This is a genomic window from Persicitalea jodogahamensis (assembly GCF_014651615.1).
In the GTDB taxonomy this organism is placed as follows: Bacteria; Bacteroidota; Bacteroidia; order Cytophagales; family Spirosomataceae; genus Persicitalea; species Persicitalea jodogahamensis.
In genome coordinates, this window is the sequence record NZ_BMXF01000005.1 from 59,601 (window position 1) to 75,867 (window position 16,267).

Genomic DNA, 16,267 nt, shown 5'->3' on the forward strand with positions numbered 1-16,267 from the left:
TGATCGTAGAGGCACTCCTTTTTACATCCTTTCATGAGTTACGAAATTGCAAGAATTGCGCTTGATCGCCAACCGGAAAGCTGCTCACTTGAAGGGCTATATCCTGTCATTTTTTGGTATATTTGTTTCTCCGTTTCAGAAAATCCTGGGTATGGACATCAGAGAACTCATTACCATCGACAACGATATACAAGGTGGCCAAACGGTCTTCAAAAATACCCGTGTTCCCATTGAGAGCTTATTCGATCACTTGGAAGCCGGGGTAACGCTGGATGAATTTCTGGATGATTTCCCAAGCGTTACCAAAACACAAGCAGTGGCTTTGTTAGACTGTGCTAGCCGACTGCTCAATACTAAAGATATAGACAAATTGTATGCGGCTGTTGCTTGACGAAAACCTACCTAAGCGACTCAAAATAGACTTCTCAAGACCATCACCCACTTTTATAGCATCGGTAGATGACGAAAACGCTAGGACTAACACTCCCAAATTAATTCATCGCTTCCACCCTGTCTTTAAAAACTGTCACTAACTTGTGGGATTCGCTTAACGCTAACACATCGTTCCAACTCAAATTCAGAACGTTGTGAAATTCCCTGACCGAAGCATTGCCTATTCTGATGTGAATAACTCGAGGGGGAGGCTGTGAAAGTAAAATACGGTTGGAGAAATCAGCGTCCTTAGTCAGGATAGTCAAATTATTTTGCTTGGCATATTGCCAAATCTCGGTATCTTCAGCCGTATTCGAAATATCGCTTTGGTGAATATAATCCTCGTTATTCCAAAGCGAAAAATAGTAGGGAAGATTGATGTCGATCAAGTACTTAGCCATCAGGCTACCTTCTTAAATTCCTGAATCACGTACTGTCGCTCCATAAGCTCGATCGCAAACCGCTGGCAGGCGTCTAGGTCTTCGGGTTCGAGCATGGGGTACTGGTAGAGTACCTCTTCTCGTGATGATCCGGCGTAGAGAAATTCAAGTACGGTTTGCACACTAATTCTCATTCCCCGAACGATGGGTCGCCCGTTGCAGATGTCGGGGTTGATAGCAATACGGTCGCTGATGTAAGTCGTCATAGTTTCCTGTTGATCCACAAATGTACAAAGTTTTGTTTGCCAACGACCTGCATCAGGCGGGCTATAAAGAGGCAGAGTATATGCCTTCGGGATTCTGGATGCGGCGGGCGAAGGGCATGGGCTTGCGAGTTAGCGGTTTCGCAAGCAAAGGTACTTTATTGCGGCGCTTGTGCTTCAAGGGCCGTTACAAACGGCCATTTATGATTGGTACGCAGTCTTGCAGACTACGCACAACGGCTCAACAGAGGAAGACTAAGAAGCAACTAAGCCATAAAATCTTCTTTCTTCAGTTCTTTTTCCCCATGAAAAACCAATGCTTCTCTATTTTGAATTAATAACGCAGCAGATAAGGGATCCCCGTTAGCAAGTAGTTTATCATATTCCTGAGTATACAATTGTATCATAGCAACATAGGCATCATACGCAGTTATATCACTGGTCAGAAATAATAGCATACCGATATTATCGCACTTCAAAGAAATATTGCTGTTCTCATTTTTAAATGCTGTAATAGTTGAGTCATAGCCGATAAATACTTTACAGTTTTGTTTTATGAGTTCTGGACCAAGTACCTTGCCACTTAAACAGCTATTTGTATAGAAGAAAGAGTCATTGAAAGAAGAATTGGTGCTATTCACCGTTATAAATCCACTCCCATTAGCAATTAAAGAAGTCTCATTTCCATGCGTATACGCAATTATAATAAATGGTATATTCTTAAGCTTACCTAAAACTATATCAAAATAAGCTAGTCGACAATTACGAGATGGTATTTCTGTAATGCTAAATATATTGTGAATGGCTGTTTGTAAATTTATAGAAGCAACGATGTCTTTTTTGCAAGCATTGAAGTAAACTCCCAACTCCGGATCTTCTTCATCGTAAGCAGTTAAAATCTCAATCATCTAATTCCTTTTTACCAGATGTCAATAGTTCGGTAGCAAGCTGAAGAATACTTTTCTCAACTTGTTGGCCAAGTTTCGTTTCTTTTCTTATCTCAACTATCAAATCACTTAGAGTGTAAACAGCACCAGCTTTCGTAGTAATATAAGGTTTTCTTTTTTCAGAATCTGTTCTTTTTGAAATCCATTCTTCGAGTACACAATCAACCCTGGTTTCTAGTTGATGAGCAGCTCTATCAACTAATGATAATACATCAACTATATCAGCAGTGGATTGAATAATACCAAAAGTTTCATTGTTTATGAATTCGATTAAATATTCGTAAGGAATGCTGGAAAACTGTTTAGCAGTAAAAATAATTATTTGAATTAATGATGTTCTATCTCTAATTTCTCGAATTATCTCAGGTGCGTGTGGTTGGTCAGCTCCCAGATCGTAATCAAGTAAGACAATTTGTTTCCCTGTTAAGTTATCGAAAATATATTCTAACCCTTCACTGGAAACTTCTTTGAGAATTACATTATCTGTACCAAACCTTTCTCTCAATGAAAAAAGAAGTGGATCAGTAACTTTCATGTTATCATGAATTACAACAATTTTAATCGACTTCATGAGAAGTTTTTCTAAGCGGAAATACTATTTTAAAAGATGCACCTTTCGGAAAGAATTCACTCTTTATTAAGGAGATGCTGCCATTTAAAGACTCCACACGTGTCTTAACTATATATAAGCCTAAGCCTGCTCCCCCCAAATCTGCTGTAGTAGTATAGTACATTTCGAAAATTCGTTCTTCGTTTTCCTTCTTTATTCCCTCACCATTATCGGAAAAGACAACTACAAACTTATCAATGTCGATATAGCCAGCGCATTTTATTATTTTATTATTTTCATTCCTTAACGCTTTGATGGAATTAGAGATTAAATTTTCAATAATATCCTCAAAAAACTTTCTATTCGCATGAATAATAAAACTGTCTTGGATTTCTATTATTGAATGGATACTTTCGGCTTGAAAAACAGGGCTATAAGATTTTTCAAATAAATTCACTAGCAAAGTTTTTATATTAAAATCTTCCATATCAATAGTAGAACCAGCATAGCTTAACATAAAGTCAATTATCCTGCTGAGATTTGTCATCTCATCGTAAATGCCAACGGAATATTCTCGAAAGTAGGTATCGAGTTCAGGATTTGGATAACGTTCTTTAAAAAACTCGGCCATTCTCTTCACTTTACCTAGTGCCGTTCTTACCGCATGAGAAATATGTATAGCATAATCCTGCAAAGACATCAAGCTGAGATATATATTTTCTTTGCGTATGTGATCTTTTCTTTCTCTTTCTTGCTGTTGTATCCCTTTCTTAATTGATCTATCAATCGAAATCGCTTGTTCTCTTAGAGGTTTTAATATTTTTTCAAGAGTAGGATTTTTTCTTTCAAGAGTTTCAATTCGTGTTGTGAATTCTTTTATTTCAATATTAGCTCTTGCAAGGTTCTTATCTATACTAACCTTTATTAAGTACCGTTCATACTTTTTTAATTCAGCAATCGATCTCAATTGACTTATTACAAATTCTTTTAATTCCCTGTACTCCCTATTATCTACGAAATCTTGTCTATTTGTAGCCTCTATAATTTGGGGGTTACTATCTTTTGTTATATCTAATATTCCAATTATTTCTCGAGTACCTATTTTGTCAAAAGTACCAGACCATAAACGCTTGTCTATTCCTAAAATATCCCTTTTCTTGTCTCTCTCGCTTTCAAATTCTGCAAAAGGTGTCGTAATTAATCCATCCCTATATATCTTAACACCATCGACTCGATAGTCATCATTCTTGTATGCACTATTATATCGTTTTTTTGCCGCTTCGTTAAAATAATACAATTCAAGGTGAACAGGGCCAAATATTTGAATTGGAATTTGCTGCTTTATTATCTGATTTTTTGTATTATCGAACTTTAATGTTTCTTGAATATTATTATCCAAGTTAAAATTGATCGAAAACTGATGGCTTGAATACTTTATAGTTTCTGCTTTTACCTGCCTATTTTCGTATCCAGAATATTCATTGGACTGGATATATATATTAAAAGGTGGATCTAATGGATAGAAAGGAGATACAATCTTTTCTAATTCGCGCTCAAGTCTTTTTATATCCGGCTCAGTCCATAATTCTGCAATAGAAGAAATAGATAACGTGGTACCGTGAATTTCTGGATTATCTTCTTCAAAGAAAAATCCATTCTCTATGTCTGTAAAAAGTGTTAACTGAGTAGATCTTGATTTAACTTCATATGCATCCCAATCTATTTTAACTATTAGTCTTTCTTTTTCGCCTTTTTGCTTAGTACTTATCGTAAGTTTCCCACCCAATTTATCGACAGCGAACCTCCCGATACCCTTCTCACCTACATACCTCCTATTGAAAGGTTTATCCGAAAATAATTTATTTCTTTTACTGGCGGTTCCTACTACCATCCATTTATCACGCACGTCATTAAAGGACATCCCGTGTCCATCATCAGATATAGTAATATTTGGCTTTCCGCTTGCGTTTGCACCTACATTTTCGAAGCTAACGACAACTGATGTTGCATTTGCATCGTAGCAATTTTTCACCAGTTCATATACAGCCGTAATACGATCTGTAATCAGATCGCGTCCAAAAAGCCTGAAAGCATTTACGTCAAATCTCCATTTAAGATTCTTCTCTTCAATCATCTTCAAATTTCTCAATATGACGCGCAATACTACTAGCTATTGCTCTTCCCAAGAGGACTGGGACTGCATTCCCTATCTGGGTAGCAATTCTACCAGTTGAAAAAATTCTATCAGGATCAATGAAATTGTATTCCTTCGGAAATGATTGTAAAATGGCAGCCTCTCTCAACGAAATGGCTCTATCTTGTTCTGGATGACCAAACCTGCCATTACTATATCCAATACAGTAAGTAGTTATTGTAGGAGAAACATTGCCCCAACTCATTCTACCATAAGCACTTCCAAAGGCTTTTCCGCCTTCTCTCTTATGGCAGTCTGCCACTAACTCTGTTGGCCAATTCCTCCATCCTCCACCCTCTGGTGTAGCTTTTATCCTGCGAAGGCTTAATTCACTCAAACACCTTGACCGATGTAAGGGGTCTTCTTTATCTAATTCTCCTTGTTTCAGTTTTGGAAGATCACCAATCGCATCACGAACTGATTTCACGTCTTCACTCTTAAGTTCTGGAATCATTTCAATCTCACCATAAAGAGACGCGAATAGAACTAAACGCTTTCTTCTCTGAGGCACTCCGTAATATTGCGCATCAACTATACGATAAGAAATGTAGTAACCCTCTTTTTTGAGCACATTCAAAAAATCGTTGAACACTTCACCTTTTTTGAATTTATTCAATAAAGGCACATTTTCCATAGAGATTATGTGAGGCCTTATAATCTGAATTAGATTAGCGAAAGAATAAAGCAATTTCCATCTTTCGGAGTTTTCTGGATTTGCCTTTCCATTATTCTTTGTATTAAGTATCGAAAATGGCTGGCATGGAGCGCAACCAACTAAAATTTTCTTTTTGTTTTTATAAAAATTATTCTCTAGAAACTTTGAATCCAATTGGTTTACATCTTTTTTAACAAAAGGTACTTTATTATTCGTTTCATATGCGAATTTACATTCCTCATCAATGTCTATTCCTGCTGCCACATTGAATTGTTCTAAAAGAAATCCATGAGTAAGGCCACCAATTCCACAAAATAGGTCTACCACCGAATATTTATCGATTTTCCTTTTAGTATTATTTTCTGTTTCACTCATAATAATAGCATTTGCGCCAATGTTTTTGTATCACATTTGACCAAAATATATTTACTATCTAATACATTATTTATTGTATTAGTGTACTCCAAACTCAATCATATCAAGACAGATAGAATACATTTTACAGCATAATAGTATCTCTCTTTCAAAACCTATATTTTCATGAAAAGGCTCTTTCTCATCAAGATCTACCCTTCCTCCTCCGCATACTCCTCCACCGGAATACACGCACAGATCAAATTCCGATCGCCGTACGCGCTATCCACGCGGCTGACGCTGGGCCAGAACTTGTTGAAGCGCAGGGCGGGCAGCGGGAAGGCGGCTTTTTCGCGGGAATAGGAACGCGTCCAGTCGTCGGCCAGTACCACGCGGGATGTGTGCGGCGCGTGTTTCAGGACGTTCTCGGCGCGGTCGGCGGTGCCTTCCTCCACTTCGCGGATTTCCTGGCGGATGGCCAGCATCGTGTCGCAGAAGCGGTCGAGTTCGGCCTTGGACTCCGATTCAGTCGGTTCGATCATCAAAGTACCCGCCACCGGGAACGATAAAGTCGGCGCGTGGTAGCCGTAGTCCATAAGCCGCTTGGCGATGTCCTCGGCCTCGATGCCCGCCGCCTTGAACGGCCGGCAGTCGAGGATCATTTCGTGGGCGCAGCGGCCGTTGGCTCCGGTATAAAGTACCTTGAAGTCATCGCGCAGGCGTTCCTTGATGTAGTTGGCGTTCAGAATCGCCATTTTGGTGGCGTTGGTCAGACCCGCGCCGCCCATCATCGCGATGTAGGCGTAGGAAATCGTGAGGATACTTGCGCTGCCGTAAGGTGCTGCCGATACCGCCCCGGCCTTGCCCACATGAGTACCCTGATTCACGTGCTTCGGCAGGAAAGGCACCAGTTGCTCGGCTACACCGATGGGTCCCATACCGGGACCACCACCGCCGTGCGGAATGCAGAAGGTCTTGTGCAGGTTGAGGTGGCAGACGTCCGCCCCAATCAAACCCGGACTCGTCAGACCTACCTGCGCGTTCATGTTCGCGCCGTCCATGTACACCTGTCCACCATGTTCATGGATCAGGGCGCATATTTCCTTGATGCTTTCTTCAAAAACGCCGTGCGTAGATGGGTAGGTTACCATCAGGCAGGCCAATTGGTCGCTGTATTGCTCGGCTTTGGCCCGCAGGTCGGCGACGTCGATGTTGCCGCGCTCGTCGCATTTGGTCACCACGACCTTCATGCCCGCCATCACCGCCGAGGCGGGATTGGTACCGTGCGCCGACGACGGAATCAGGGCCACATTGCGGTGGCTGTCGCCCCGGCTTTCGTGGTAAGCGCGGATCACCATCAGGCCCGCGTACTCGCCCTGCGCGCCGGAGTTGGGTTGCAGCGACATGGCCGCAAAGCCTGTGATTTCGCACAGCCAGGCGTTCAGCTCCTCAAACATAATCTGGTAGCCGCGTGCCTGCTCCACGGGCGCAAAGGGGTGCATCGCTCCGAATTCCGGCCAGGTCACGGGAATCATTTCGGCCGTGGCGTTGAGTTTCATGGTGCAACTACCCAGCGAAATCATGGAATGCACGAGCGAAAGATCTTTGTTTTCCAAAGATTTGAGGTACCGCAACATCTCGTGTTCGGTGTGGTGCGTATTGAACACCGGATGCGTCAGATAAGGCGCGTGGCGGGTGAGGTTTTCAGGGAAAGTAATTTCCATTTCCTCCTCGATCACCATCTCGCCTGCAAAACCGGATACCTCAGCGAACAGGTTCAGCAGATTAATGACGTCGTCGAAGGTCTTGGCCTCGTCAAACGACACGCTCACGCGGTTGTCGGGGAAGGGATAATGCCGCAGATTGACACCCCACTTGCCCGATTCTTCTTTCAGCTTTTTGGCCAAAGCCGTCTGAATTGTGACCGTATCAAAGTACTCCTCGGTCGTGACGTGGAAATTGAATTTCTTGATGGTCTCGGCGAACAATTTGGCCAGGCCGTGCGTCTTGGCGGCGATAGTTTTCAGTCCTTCGGGACCATGATAGACCGCGTAGGCTCCGGCCATGACGGCCAGCAGTACCTGGGCGGTGCATATATTGGAGGTAGCCTTTTCACGGCGGATGTGCTGCTCGCGAGTTTGCAGCGCCATGCGCAGGGCACGATTTCCCTCGGCATCAACTGACACGCCGATGATGCGGCCGGGTAGTTGGCGCTTGAAGGCATCTTTGGTGGCAAAAAATGCCGCGTGCGGTCCGCCGTAGCCCATTGGCACGCCGAAACGCTGCGCCGAGCCGACGACCACATCGGCGCCCATTTCGCCGGGAGATTTGAGTAAAGTCAACGCCAGCAGGTCGGCGGCTACCGCTACCGTAAGATCCAGATCATGGGCGGCGGCAATAAAATCGGTGTAATCAAAAACCTGACCGTTGGTCGCGGGGTACTGTACCAACGCCCCAAACAAATTCTCCTGCGTCAGGTCGGTGGTGCGGTGGTTACCAATGAGTAGTTTGATACCCACGGGCGTCGCGCGGGTGAAAAGCAGGTCGATGGTCTGCGGGTGGCAGAGGTCCGAGACGAAGAAAGTATCGGCGGCTTTCTTGCTGGCGGGCCGGGCGGCGTAGAGCATCGTCATAGCTTCGGCGGCAGCGGTAGCTTCGTCCAGCAGCGAGGCGTTGGCGATTTCCATGCCCGTCAGGTCGGTGACGACCGTCTGGAAATTAAGCAGCATTTCGAGTCGTCCCTGCGCGATTTCGGCCTGATAAGGTGTGTAGGCCGTGTACCAGCCCGGATTTTCCAGAACATTCCGTAGGATCACATTGGGCGTGATAGTGTCATAGTAGCCCTGCCCGATGTACGATTTCAGAATAGCATTCTCACTGGCCATGCGCTTGAAACCCCGCAAAAAGGCGCGCTCCGAGCGGGCGGGGGGTAGTTTTAGCGGTTCCGCCATGCGAATACCCGCCGGGACGGTCTGGTCGATGAGTTCGTCTAGGGAGTTTACGCCCAGCGTTTGCAGCATTTCGCTGAGTTCCTGTTCGTCTTTGCCGTGGTGGCGGCTTTCAAATTTTTCCTGAGCCTGGAGATTGATTTTCATGCTTTATCAGATACTGGACGCTGGATTTTAGGTAGTGTGCCGCCAAAGCGGTTGGCCATTTGAATTTAAAAAACAAAAGTAGGGAAAGTATTGATTTGCCTTAGGGTCGTTGCCAGACAAATAATTAAGAGGGTAACATTTTGTTTTTGAAAGAAGTTTTTACAAAAAAAGCCCCGGAAAAATTCCGGGGCACAGTACTATTTTTTCGAAGAATATTTCAGGTATTAGGGCAACCGCAACTGCTCTTACGCTTGAAGATGCCAAGGAATTTCTTGCTGCGGGGCTTTTTGTAGCCTTTGTAGCGTTTCCGCTTTTTCTTCTTCTTACCGAAAAGTCCCATCTCGGTTTTGACGGTAGTAGCTGCGAGTACCGTGCTTGCCTGCGCTTGCACGCCAAGCCCGATGAGCATCCAGCCCGATAGTAGTAGGGTAAATAGTTTCTTGTTCATGGTTCTTCCTTATCTCAAGATACGGCTCGTCTTTATAACGGATTTATGGGTAAAAAATTGAAAATAACATCATGAGCTATATAGTTCCCTGATTATCAGACAACTATTAATCTTTTGTTCTCCTGAAATTTTTACTTTGAGCGCACATCTACCATTGGATAACTTTTTTAAAAATTTCAGTTTCAAAATTTGTCTTTTCATTTGTTTTTTTCACATTTGTTACCGTTGATGCGCATCCAACCTCCTAAGCCGAAAAGCGTATGAGTAGGCGTATTTTATAGAACTTACAGACATCTTTTTTAAACCGTTAAAAAAAATTGGACATAATAGTTAGAGGGGAATGTGATATGAGAATAGTAGAGCCAGTCTAACATGAATCATGAATATATTCTCGGAGAAAGACAGTAATAGTACACAGTTAGTCTTTCCATTTTATAAGAAAACCTATTTCATTCAATTATAACCATTTAAACCTCACTACTATGTCAAAAAAAACTAGCCAGTTAGAATTTTATCCTTTGATAAACCGTTCTAAGTTATTCTCAAAAAAATATTTGTCTGGTATATTATTGTTCTCATTTTTATCTTTACAATCAACTCCCACTCAGGCTTGGAGATTATTTGGTTGGGAAAATGGTGGCTGGCTAGGCCAAGATGTTTCGGTTACCCCGGATGGATCCCAATGTTTTGGTATGTATACGCGGACAAGGTATTTTTTTGGTTTTGCAGTTGAATCAGAAGTTGTATGGCAGGAAATTGAATGTACAACAAATTGAGGAACAAACTCTTTTTCGGTGGATGAAAAATAATCGATACTGATCGGCCCAGCACATGGCTCCCCTCCACCTGAACTCTGTGCTTGCAATTCGGATCGTTTACTGCTGCAGGTATTATGTTAAGACCAAGACTTTTGGCTTTTTTATTATTCCTTTTACTATTATCAAACGAAAGTGTAGCTCAACAACGGGGCGTAGTGGCCGATGCGGCTTCTCACGCTCCGTTGTCGTATGTAAGTATTTATTCTAGTGGTAGTACGAAAATCGGTACCTACAGTAACTTTGATGGTGAATTTACGCTCCCAGTCAATCTGCAATCGGATACCGTAGTTTTTTCACTTTTAGGCTATCAATCTCATTTCCAAGAACTTGAAAAGATATTTTCGACAGATACTATATTTCTTTACGAAGAACCCTTACAACTAGCCGCTATAGAAGTGAAGGCGGAGAAAAAGGTAAAAACAAGGATGGGCCCATCCTCATCGTCAGGAAATCTTAGAGTAGGGAGCAATCTCGCTTCATGGTATAGTGAATTAGCTGTATTCTTCAAAGCTAACAGCGTCACACCGCTATATGTCGATTCAATAGAACTTTATCTGTTATTGCAAGATAAGAACTCTAAGGGCGGTTATGCACGTGTAAACTTATACACAGTAGGTAATAATATGTTTCCTTCAGATCCTTTGATTAATCGATCCTTTCTTGTCAAAGCACAAGCACCGCATTGGCGAGGAAAATGGTATTCCATCGATGTAAGTGATTTTTTGCTAATGATGCCAGAAAATGGATTATTTGTTTCTGTCGAGTTTTTACCTACCATGGAATCAGATGTTACAAGTAAAAATACCAGCATACGCTTTGGAAAAAAGTACCCTCTTAAAACATTTGAACGTATAGCAGGTAACGGATGGCGACATGCAATTATTCAGAAGCTTAAACCTGACTACTCGCCTCTTATCAGGCTAAACCTTTCAAACTAGTATTTGCTTCTAAAAACAAATTAGCAGCTACTGCTTCCGCTATCGTCAGTTTGCAACTATTGACTCCAGCAAGAGTCCCAGTTGCGCCCGCACTCTCATCCCCCGCACCAATTCCAAAATCGTAATCTCCGGCAGAACACCGGCTCGGTTACCGCAATCCACCGATATAGACAGTACCTATTTCAATGATTGGAAATGAGTTGGAAGTACTGTTTCTTTACAGTAAAACTACTTCCAATTCACCATGTTACCCGAAACCTCTACGTTACTCAAATCTATTTTCCTGGGTGTACTCATCTTCTCGGTAACTCTTCTGACGCGATACTGGACAGACATGGGTGACTGGAAAGGATACGTATTTGTATTTATAGGCTGCCTGTTGATTTATGCATGGGGCAGGTACATGAGCGGCACCGACCCCGATCTATAATATTTAAACTTGTCGTTTCCAAACAAACTACCCCCGCACCAATTCCAATATCGTAATCTCCGGCAGAATACCTACGCGCCCAGGATAGCCCAGGTACCCAAAACCCCGGTTGACGTACAAATGCTGGTTTTCCTCTGTATAAAGTCCCGCCCATTGCTGGTAACGATACTGCACCGGACTCCACCTGAAACCGGGTAACTCCACGCCAAACTGCATTCCGTGGGTATGTCCCGCGAAGGCGAGGTCGATGTCTTTGAAGTTGGGCCGGACCTGCGCCTGCCAGTGGCTGGGATCATGCGAAAGCAAGATTTTTACCGGGTAGTCTTCCGCCCCTTGGTACGCTTTGGCGAGGTCGCCGTATTTGGCGAAGCCGCCCGCGCCCCAGTTCTGAATACCGATCAGGCCGATTTCGGCCCCGTTCACGCGGATGGGCCGGTTTTCGTCGAGCATCAGGTTCCAGCCCATTTCCTTATGGGCGGCGGCGAGGTCTTCGAGGTTTTTGCGCTTGGCGGCGGGGTTCTCGAAGGGCTGATAGTCGCCGTAGTCGTGGTTGCCAAAGATCGAGTGAACGCCGAGCGGGGCCTTCACTTTGCTGAAAATATCAATGTAATCCTTCACCTCGTAGGCGCGATCATTGACCAGATCGCCCGTGAAAAAGGCAATGTCCGGTTTTTCTTTGAGCAGCATTTCCACGCCCCCTTTTACCGCCGTTTTATTGAAGAAACTACCCGAGTGAATGTCGGAAAGCTGCGCAATACGGATGCCGTCGAACTCTCTGGGCAAGTTTTTCAAAACTACCTTCACCCGCCGAATCCGGTAGTCGTGCGCGCCCGAAAGGATGCCATAATCAAAAGTACCCAGCAAGCCACCACCCGCGATGAGGGCGGTCGTGGACAAAAATTCCGAACGCGGAATACGCCGGGCTGCCGGATCGGCGGGAGCCGGAGCCACCGAAGGGACAAATTGGCTGATAATCCACTGGAATAAACGGCGGATATCATCCACCAGCAGGAAAAGTACCGCAAACAACTTGGACAAGTAAGGGATCGCGATGCCCGCGAAGACGAAGTTGCGGACGGTCTTGCTAAAATAATCCGGCGGCATCAACTGCACGATGATGTAGGCGCCCAGCGTCAGAATGGAAAAACCCCAGTAAGCGCCCGTCACCCAACGCTGTGTGGTGGGAGTGGATGAGCGAATCAGGGTGCGGACGGCTTGCCAGACGTACCAGTCGATGGCGAAAAAAATGAAAGTAAGTATGATAAAGAAGAAAGAACGGTTCATCGGATTGAAAAAGAGTAGATAGGCGCACCGGAATTTCGGCACGTTGCTATAAACGCCGGAATGGTTTTTCTTGTTCAATCCCTAAACAAGCCAATTTCAAACGGCCTTAGAACCGGATAGAAGTTGACTGATCGCCCGTAAACGGGTAGTTTCGTTTTTATCAAACCAATAGAAGACATGCCTACTTTCGATTTTAAACGCTACCACATCCGCTCCATCAACGCCGCCTCCGGCGAGGAACGCGCAGCCATCAATCAGGAGTTGAAGGACCTGTATGCTTCACTTTCGGAGGCAGACCAGAAAGATTTTAACGAGCAATTGCAGCAATTCCTGGCTAAGGAAAGGGCGCGATTGAAAAGCGACCTCGAATCCGTGAAAGGGATGGGTGGGGCGAATTAAAAAAGCCGCTGGAATATTCCAGCGGCCCGGCGCGCTTTCATGGCTAATGGATACGCTTATTTGGTGGGTTTGTCCGCTTTGGTCACTTCTCCCTGAAACCGCAGCATGGTGAGCCCCTCGGCAGCGTTGGACTCTACCGTGACGGACTTGGTGAATGGCCCAATGGCGGCGGCGTTGTAAGTGGCTTTGATGATGCCGCTTTGGTTGGGCATGATTGGCTCCTTAGGGTACTCGACGCCCGTGCAGCCGCACGATCCGGTGGCTTTGCTGACAATCAGAGGTTCACCACCCGTGTTGGTAAAATTGAATTGAACGGTCACGGGCTTATTCTGCGCGATTTTGCCAAAGTCGTGGTCGGTTTCGGTCCATTTGAAGGAAGCCATGGTTCCGGCAACGACGACCGTTGCTACGCAGAGAGCAATCAGAGTAAAGAAGAGGTTTTGGGTTTTCATGGTACTTTTGGTTTTGGGTGAAAGGATTAATAAAATGAATTGCCCAAAAGTAGATTTCCTCCTCCTGATCCTGTGTTAACGAATCGCTAACAATTGTTAATAGGCTGTTAACAAGCCTGATTCTGCCTGAGATGTGTTAGTTTTGAGCTGATTTTGATCCTACATAGCTTGGAATCAATCGTATTCTCAACTGTCCATTTTTAATTTTCAACTAGATAATTGTCCCGAAGACTCATACGCTGGCTGGTATTGCTTTCCGCTCTTTCGATTGTCGGCGTACTGGTCATGCAGATGTACTGGGTGAACCGTACGCTCGACCTGCGCAAACGGCAGTTCAATCAGCGCGCCCACGTGGCCTTGCAGGAAGTGGCCGAACGCCTGACGCAGTTCAACGGTGTGATGCAAAGCGTCAACCCCGTCGATCAGCTCTCGCCGGACTATTTCCTGGTCAACACCAACGCCACGACGCAGCCGGAAGTACTGGAGCAGTTTATTCGCGAGTCTTTCCAGAAGCACGACCTCATTACCGACTTCGAGGTAGGTATTTACGACTGCACCACCGACCGGATGCGCTACGGGATGCTGCTCAGCACCCGCAACGACGATAAAGTACCCACCGCCACCGCCGACTGGGTCAAGACGGACAAGTACCCCTATTACTTCGGCATCCGCTTCCCCGAACAGGAAAACTACCTCGCGGGCGATCTTGGCGGCTGGATCTGGTCGTCGGTGCTGGTGCTTATTGCGGTGAGTTTCTTTTCTTACGCCCTATTTGTGATTTTGCGGCAAAAACAGCTTTCGGAAGTGCAGCGGGATTTTATCAATAATATGACCCACGAACTTCAGACGCCCATCAGCACGATCCGAATCGCCGCCGATGTCCTCAAAAACCCCAAGATTGCTACCCAGCCCGAGCGTCACAGCCGCTATGTTCGCATCGTGGAGGAGGAAATTCTGCGCTTGCAGCGACAGGTCGAAATGGTGCTGAACATGGCCAAAGCTGAGCGTAACAAACTGGCCCTGGAACTGGAATGGCTGGATGCCCACGACTTAATAACTACCATTGCCCGCCCTTATGAGGATCGCATTTCTCTTGATTTGAAAGCCACCTCGCCGTACATCATGGCGGATCGGCTGCATTTCGGCAATCTTGTCAATAACCTAATTGACAATGCATTGAAGTACTCCCCCAAAAATCCCGAAGTGAGCGTAAGTACCTTTGACGAAGGAAAGAATATCGTGCTTTCGATCAGGGATCAGGGTATCGGCATCGCGCCGGAACAGCAAAAAAAGATTTTTGAAAAATTCTACCGGGTATCGGAAGGCAATGTGCACAATGTCAAAGGCTTTGGGATAGGCCTCAGCTACGTCCGACAAATCGTGAAAGCCCACCGCTGGAAGCTGCGCCTGAACAGTACGCCGGGAAAAGGCAGCGAGTTTCTGGTAGTTATCCCCAAAAAATAGGCAATGCATTGATCTTAACTTAACCGTCTGACTACCATCGAAACAGTTACCAGTTCATCAGACTCCGGCCTGCAAGTCGCGCTCATTCAAGCCGATTTGGTTTGGGAAGACATTACGGCCAATCTGGCCATGCTGGAAGAGCAAATCGCCGCTCTGCCCGAGCCAGCGGACGTCATTGTCCTGCCCGAAATGTTCTCGACGGGGTTCAGCATGAATGCCTCCGTTTTGGCCGAAGCCATGAATATCACTACGACGCGCTGGTTGAAAATGATGGCTGCGCAAACCCAGGCGCTGGTCATCGGCAGTTTTCAGGTGAAGGAAGATGGGAACTTCTTCAATCGTCTGCTCTGTGTTCGTCCCGAGGGTACTTATGAGATTTATGACAAACGGCACCTTTTCCGCTTCGGCGCTGAACACGAAACGTTCACGGCCGGAAATGAGCAGCTGGTCGTGAATTGGAAAGGCTGGCGCATCTGTCCGCTGATCTGCTACGACCTGCGCTTTCCGGTCTGGAGTCGACAGGATAGTAAAAATCCCTACGATCTGTTGCTTTACGTGGCCAACTGGCCCGCCGCGCGCGCCTACGCCTGGGATACGCTGCTACGGGCGCGGGCCATCGAAAATCTAAGCTACGTACTTGGGGTAAATCGAGTAGGCAGAGACGGAAACGGCATCGAGTACTCAGGAGGTTCGCTGGCGGTTGACTTTCTGGGAGAAGTTATTACCGATTTGGGTGAGGCAGAGGGCGCAAAAGTCGTGCGGCTGTCAAAAGTACCACTCGAAAAGTACCGCAAATCATTCCCAGCGCTGCTGGACGCGGATGACTTTTTAATTACTACTCAATTACCTTCGGCACCTTAATGTAGGTTTCATCGTGGCTGGGGGCATTGCCAAGGCCATCCTCGCGGGAAAGTGCATTCTTAGCCACGTCTTCGCGCCAGTTGTTGACCTCGTCGGTCATGTGGGTGAGTGGTTCTACGCCCTCGGTGTCCACTTCATCAAGCTGTTCCATCCAGGTCAGCACGCTTTCCATGCTAGCCAGCAGAGCGGCTTCTTCTTCGGGTTTTACCTCCAGACGCGCCAGGTGAGCGACTTTATGTAATGCTTCTCGGTCTATTTTCATTGGGGCAGTGGCACAGTGTGCGGCAAAGCTAAGAAAAGTTC

At 45.5% G+C, this 16,267-nt stretch carries 18 protein-coding genes; 7 read left to right on the top strand and 11 right to left on the bottom strand.

From position 1 onward, the window contains the following. Positions 1 to 46: 46 nt before the first annotated feature. Complete coding sequence (locus IE117_RS21530) at positions 47 to 391, top strand: DUF433 domain-containing protein (protein ID WP_229581270.1); 345 nt, start codon at positions 47 to 49, stop codon at positions 389 to 391. Positions 392 to 491: 100 nt separating this feature from the next. Here the strand turns inward: IE117_RS21530 and IE117_RS21535 are convergent, their stop codons facing one another. From IE117_RS21535 to IE117_RS21570, 8 genes are all read right to left on the bottom strand, one after another. Then, complete coding sequence (locus IE117_RS21535) at positions 492 to 833, bottom strand: DUF5615 family PIN-like protein (RefSeq protein ID WP_189567128.1); 342 nt, start codon at positions 831 to 833, stop codon at positions 492 to 494. Further along, positions 833 to 1,078 carry a DUF433 domain-containing protein gene (locus tag IE117_RS21540; protein ID WP_189567130.1) on the bottom strand — a complete coding sequence of 82 codons (246 nt, stop codon included), beginning with the start codon at positions 1,076 to 1,078 and terminating at the stop codon, positions 833 to 835. The genes IE117_RS21535 and IE117_RS21540 overlap by 1 nt, the downstream gene beginning before the upstream one ends. A gap of 263 nt (positions 1,079 to 1,341) precedes the next feature. Further along, positions 1,342 to 1,983: a hypothetical protein gene (locus tag IE117_RS21545; protein ID WP_189567132.1), complete on the bottom strand. Its 642-nt coding sequence runs from the start codon at positions 1,981 to 1,983 to the stop codon at positions 1,342 to 1,344. Further along, positions 1,976 to 2,593, bottom strand: coding sequence for a hypothetical protein (locus IE117_RS21550; protein ID WP_189567134.1), 618 nt, complete (start codon positions 2,591 to 2,593; stop codon positions 1,976 to 1,978). Before IE117_RS21550 ends, IE117_RS21545 begins: the two co-directional genes overlap by 8 nt. Next, the gene (locus IE117_RS21555) at positions 2,580 to 4,706 is read right to left on the bottom strand and encodes an ATP-binding protein (RefSeq protein WP_189567136.1); all 2,127 of its coding nucleotides are present in this window, start codon (positions 4,704 to 4,706) and stop codon (positions 2,580 to 2,582) included. Before IE117_RS21555 ends, IE117_RS21550 begins: the two co-directional genes overlap by 14 nt. Beyond that, complete coding sequence (locus tag IE117_RS21560; RefSeq protein WP_189567137.1) at positions 4,699 to 5,796, bottom strand: DNA cytosine methyltransferase; 1,098 nt, start codon at positions 5,794 to 5,796, stop codon at positions 4,699 to 4,701. Before IE117_RS21560 ends, IE117_RS21555 begins: the two co-directional genes overlap by 8 nt. A 191-nt stretch (positions 5,797 to 5,987) precedes the next feature. After that, positions 5,988 to 8,870 carry an aminomethyl-transferring glycine dehydrogenase gene (gene gcvP, locus IE117_RS21565; RefSeq protein ID WP_189567139.1) on the bottom strand — a complete coding sequence of 961 codons (2,883 nt, stop codon included), beginning with the start codon at positions 8,868 to 8,870 and terminating at the stop codon, positions 5,988 to 5,990. Between the two features lie 217 nt (positions 8,871 to 9,087). Continuing rightward, positions 9,088 to 9,318, bottom strand: a complete 231-nt coding sequence (locus tag IE117_RS21570; protein ID WP_189567629.1) for a hypothetical protein — start codon at positions 9,316 to 9,318, stop codon at positions 9,088 to 9,090. Positions 9,319 to 9,800: 482 nt separating this feature from the next. Here IE117_RS21570 and IE117_RS21575 point away from each other — a divergent pair, with 482 nt between their 5' ends. The 3 genes from IE117_RS21575 (at position 9,801) to IE117_RS21585 (ending at position 11,504) form a co-directional block, all read left to right on the top strand. Beyond that, on the top strand, positions 9,801 to 10,094 hold the full coding sequence (locus IE117_RS21575; RefSeq protein WP_189567141.1) for a hypothetical protein: 294 nt from the start codon (positions 9,801 to 9,803) through the stop codon (positions 10,092 to 10,094). A gap of 83 nt (positions 10,095 to 10,177) precedes the next feature. Then, entirely contained in the window at positions 10,178 to 11,074 is an 897-nt protein-coding gene (locus tag IE117_RS21580) for a carboxypeptidase-like regulatory domain-containing protein (RefSeq protein WP_189567143.1), read from the top strand. Positions 11,075 to 11,318: 244 nt separating this feature from the next. Further along, positions 11,319 to 11,504, top strand: a complete 186-nt coding sequence (locus tag IE117_RS21585) for a hypothetical protein (RefSeq protein ID WP_189567145.1) — start codon at positions 11,319 to 11,321, stop codon at positions 11,502 to 11,504. A gap of 27 nt (positions 11,505 to 11,531) precedes the next feature. Here the strand turns inward: IE117_RS21585 and IE117_RS21590 are convergent, their stop codons facing one another. Next, complete coding sequence (locus tag IE117_RS21590) at positions 11,532 to 12,788, bottom strand: metallophosphoesterase (RefSeq protein ID WP_189567147.1); 1,257 nt, start codon at positions 12,786 to 12,788, stop codon at positions 11,532 to 11,534. A gap of 177 nt (positions 12,789 to 12,965) precedes the next feature. On the opposite strand from IE117_RS21590, the gene IE117_RS21595 reads away from it, so the two are divergent. Continuing rightward, positions 12,966 to 13,187, top strand: a complete 222-nt coding sequence (locus IE117_RS21595; RefSeq protein WP_189567148.1) for a hypothetical protein — start codon at positions 12,966 to 12,968, stop codon at positions 13,185 to 13,187. Between the two features lie 56 nt (positions 13,188 to 13,243). On the opposite strand, the gene IE117_RS21600 is transcribed toward IE117_RS21595, so the two are convergent. After that, positions 13,244 to 13,639 (bottom strand): DUF1573 domain-containing protein, encoded by a 396-nt coding sequence (locus tag IE117_RS21600; protein WP_189567150.1) that lies wholly within the window; start codon positions 13,637 to 13,639, stop codon positions 13,244 to 13,246. A 219-nt stretch (positions 13,640 to 13,858) separates the two neighbouring features. On the opposite strand from IE117_RS21600, the gene IE117_RS21605 reads away from it, so the two are divergent. After that, a complete protein-coding gene (locus tag IE117_RS21605) occupies positions 13,859 to 15,103 on the top strand; it encodes a sensor histidine kinase (RefSeq protein WP_189567152.1) in 1,245 nt (414 codons plus the stop codon). A gap of 69 nt (positions 15,104 to 15,172) precedes the next feature. Next, entirely contained in the window at positions 15,173 to 15,964 is a 792-nt protein-coding gene (locus tag IE117_RS21610; RefSeq protein WP_189567586.1) for an amidohydrolase, read from the top strand. Here the strand turns inward: IE117_RS21610 and gatC are convergent. Continuing rightward, a complete protein-coding gene (gene gatC / locus IE117_RS21615) occupies positions 15,939 to 16,226 on the bottom strand; it encodes an Asp-tRNA(Asn)/Glu-tRNA(Gln) amidotransferase subunit GatC (RefSeq protein ID WP_189567154.1) in 288 nt (95 codons plus the stop codon). The genes IE117_RS21610 and gatC overlap by 26 nt on opposite strands. Between the last annotated feature and the right edge of the window lie 41 nt (positions 16,227 to 16,267).

Coding starts and splice junctions, on each gene's coding strand:
- IE117_RS21600 (WP_189567150.1), bottom strand. CDS start 13,639: ATGAAAACCCAAAACCTCTTCTTTACTCTGATTGCTCTCTGCGTAGCA.
- IE117_RS21595 (WP_189567148.1), top strand. CDS start 12,966: ATGCCTACTTTCGATTTTAAACGCTACCACATCCGCTCCATCAACGCC.
- IE117_RS21575 (WP_189567141.1), top strand. CDS start 9,801: ATGTCAAAAAAAACTAGCCAGTTAGAATTTTATCCTTTGATAAACCGT.
- IE117_RS21540 (WP_189567130.1), bottom strand. CDS start 1,078: ATGACGACTTACATCAGCGACCGTATTGCTATCAACCCCGACATCTGC.
- IE117_RS21560 (WP_189567137.1), bottom strand. CDS start 5,796: ATGAGTGAAACAGAAAATAATACTAAAAGGAAAATCGATAAATATTCG.
- IE117_RS21550 (WP_189567134.1), bottom strand. CDS start 2,593: ATGAAGTCGATTAAAATTGTTGTAATTCATGATAACATGAAAGTTACT.
- gcvP (WP_189567139.1), bottom strand. CDS start 8,870: ATGAAAATCAATCTCCAGGCTCAGGAAAAATTTGAAAGCCGCCACCAC.
- IE117_RS21570 (WP_189567629.1), bottom strand. CDS start 9,318: ATGAACAAGAAACTATTTACCCTACTACTATCGGGCTGGATGCTCATC.
- gatC (WP_189567154.1), bottom strand. CDS start 16,226: ATGAAAATAGACCGAGAAGCATTACATAAAGTCGCTCACCTGGCGCGT.
- IE117_RS21585 (WP_189567145.1), top strand. CDS start 11,319: ATGTTACCCGAAACCTCTACGTTACTCAAATCTATTTTCCTGGGTGTA.
- IE117_RS21545 (WP_189567132.1), bottom strand. CDS start 1,983: ATGATTGAGATTTTAACTGCTTACGATGAAGAAGATCCGGAGTTGGGA.
- IE117_RS21590 (WP_189567147.1), bottom strand. CDS start 12,788: ATGAACCGTTCTTTCTTCTTTATCATACTTACTTTCATTTTTTTCGCC.
- IE117_RS21555 (WP_189567136.1), bottom strand. CDS start 4,706: ATGATTGAAGAGAAGAATCTTAAATGGAGATTTGACGTAAATGCTTTC.
- IE117_RS21535 (WP_189567128.1), bottom strand. CDS start 833: ATGGCTAAGTACTTGATCGACATCAATCTTCCCTACTATTTTTCGCTT.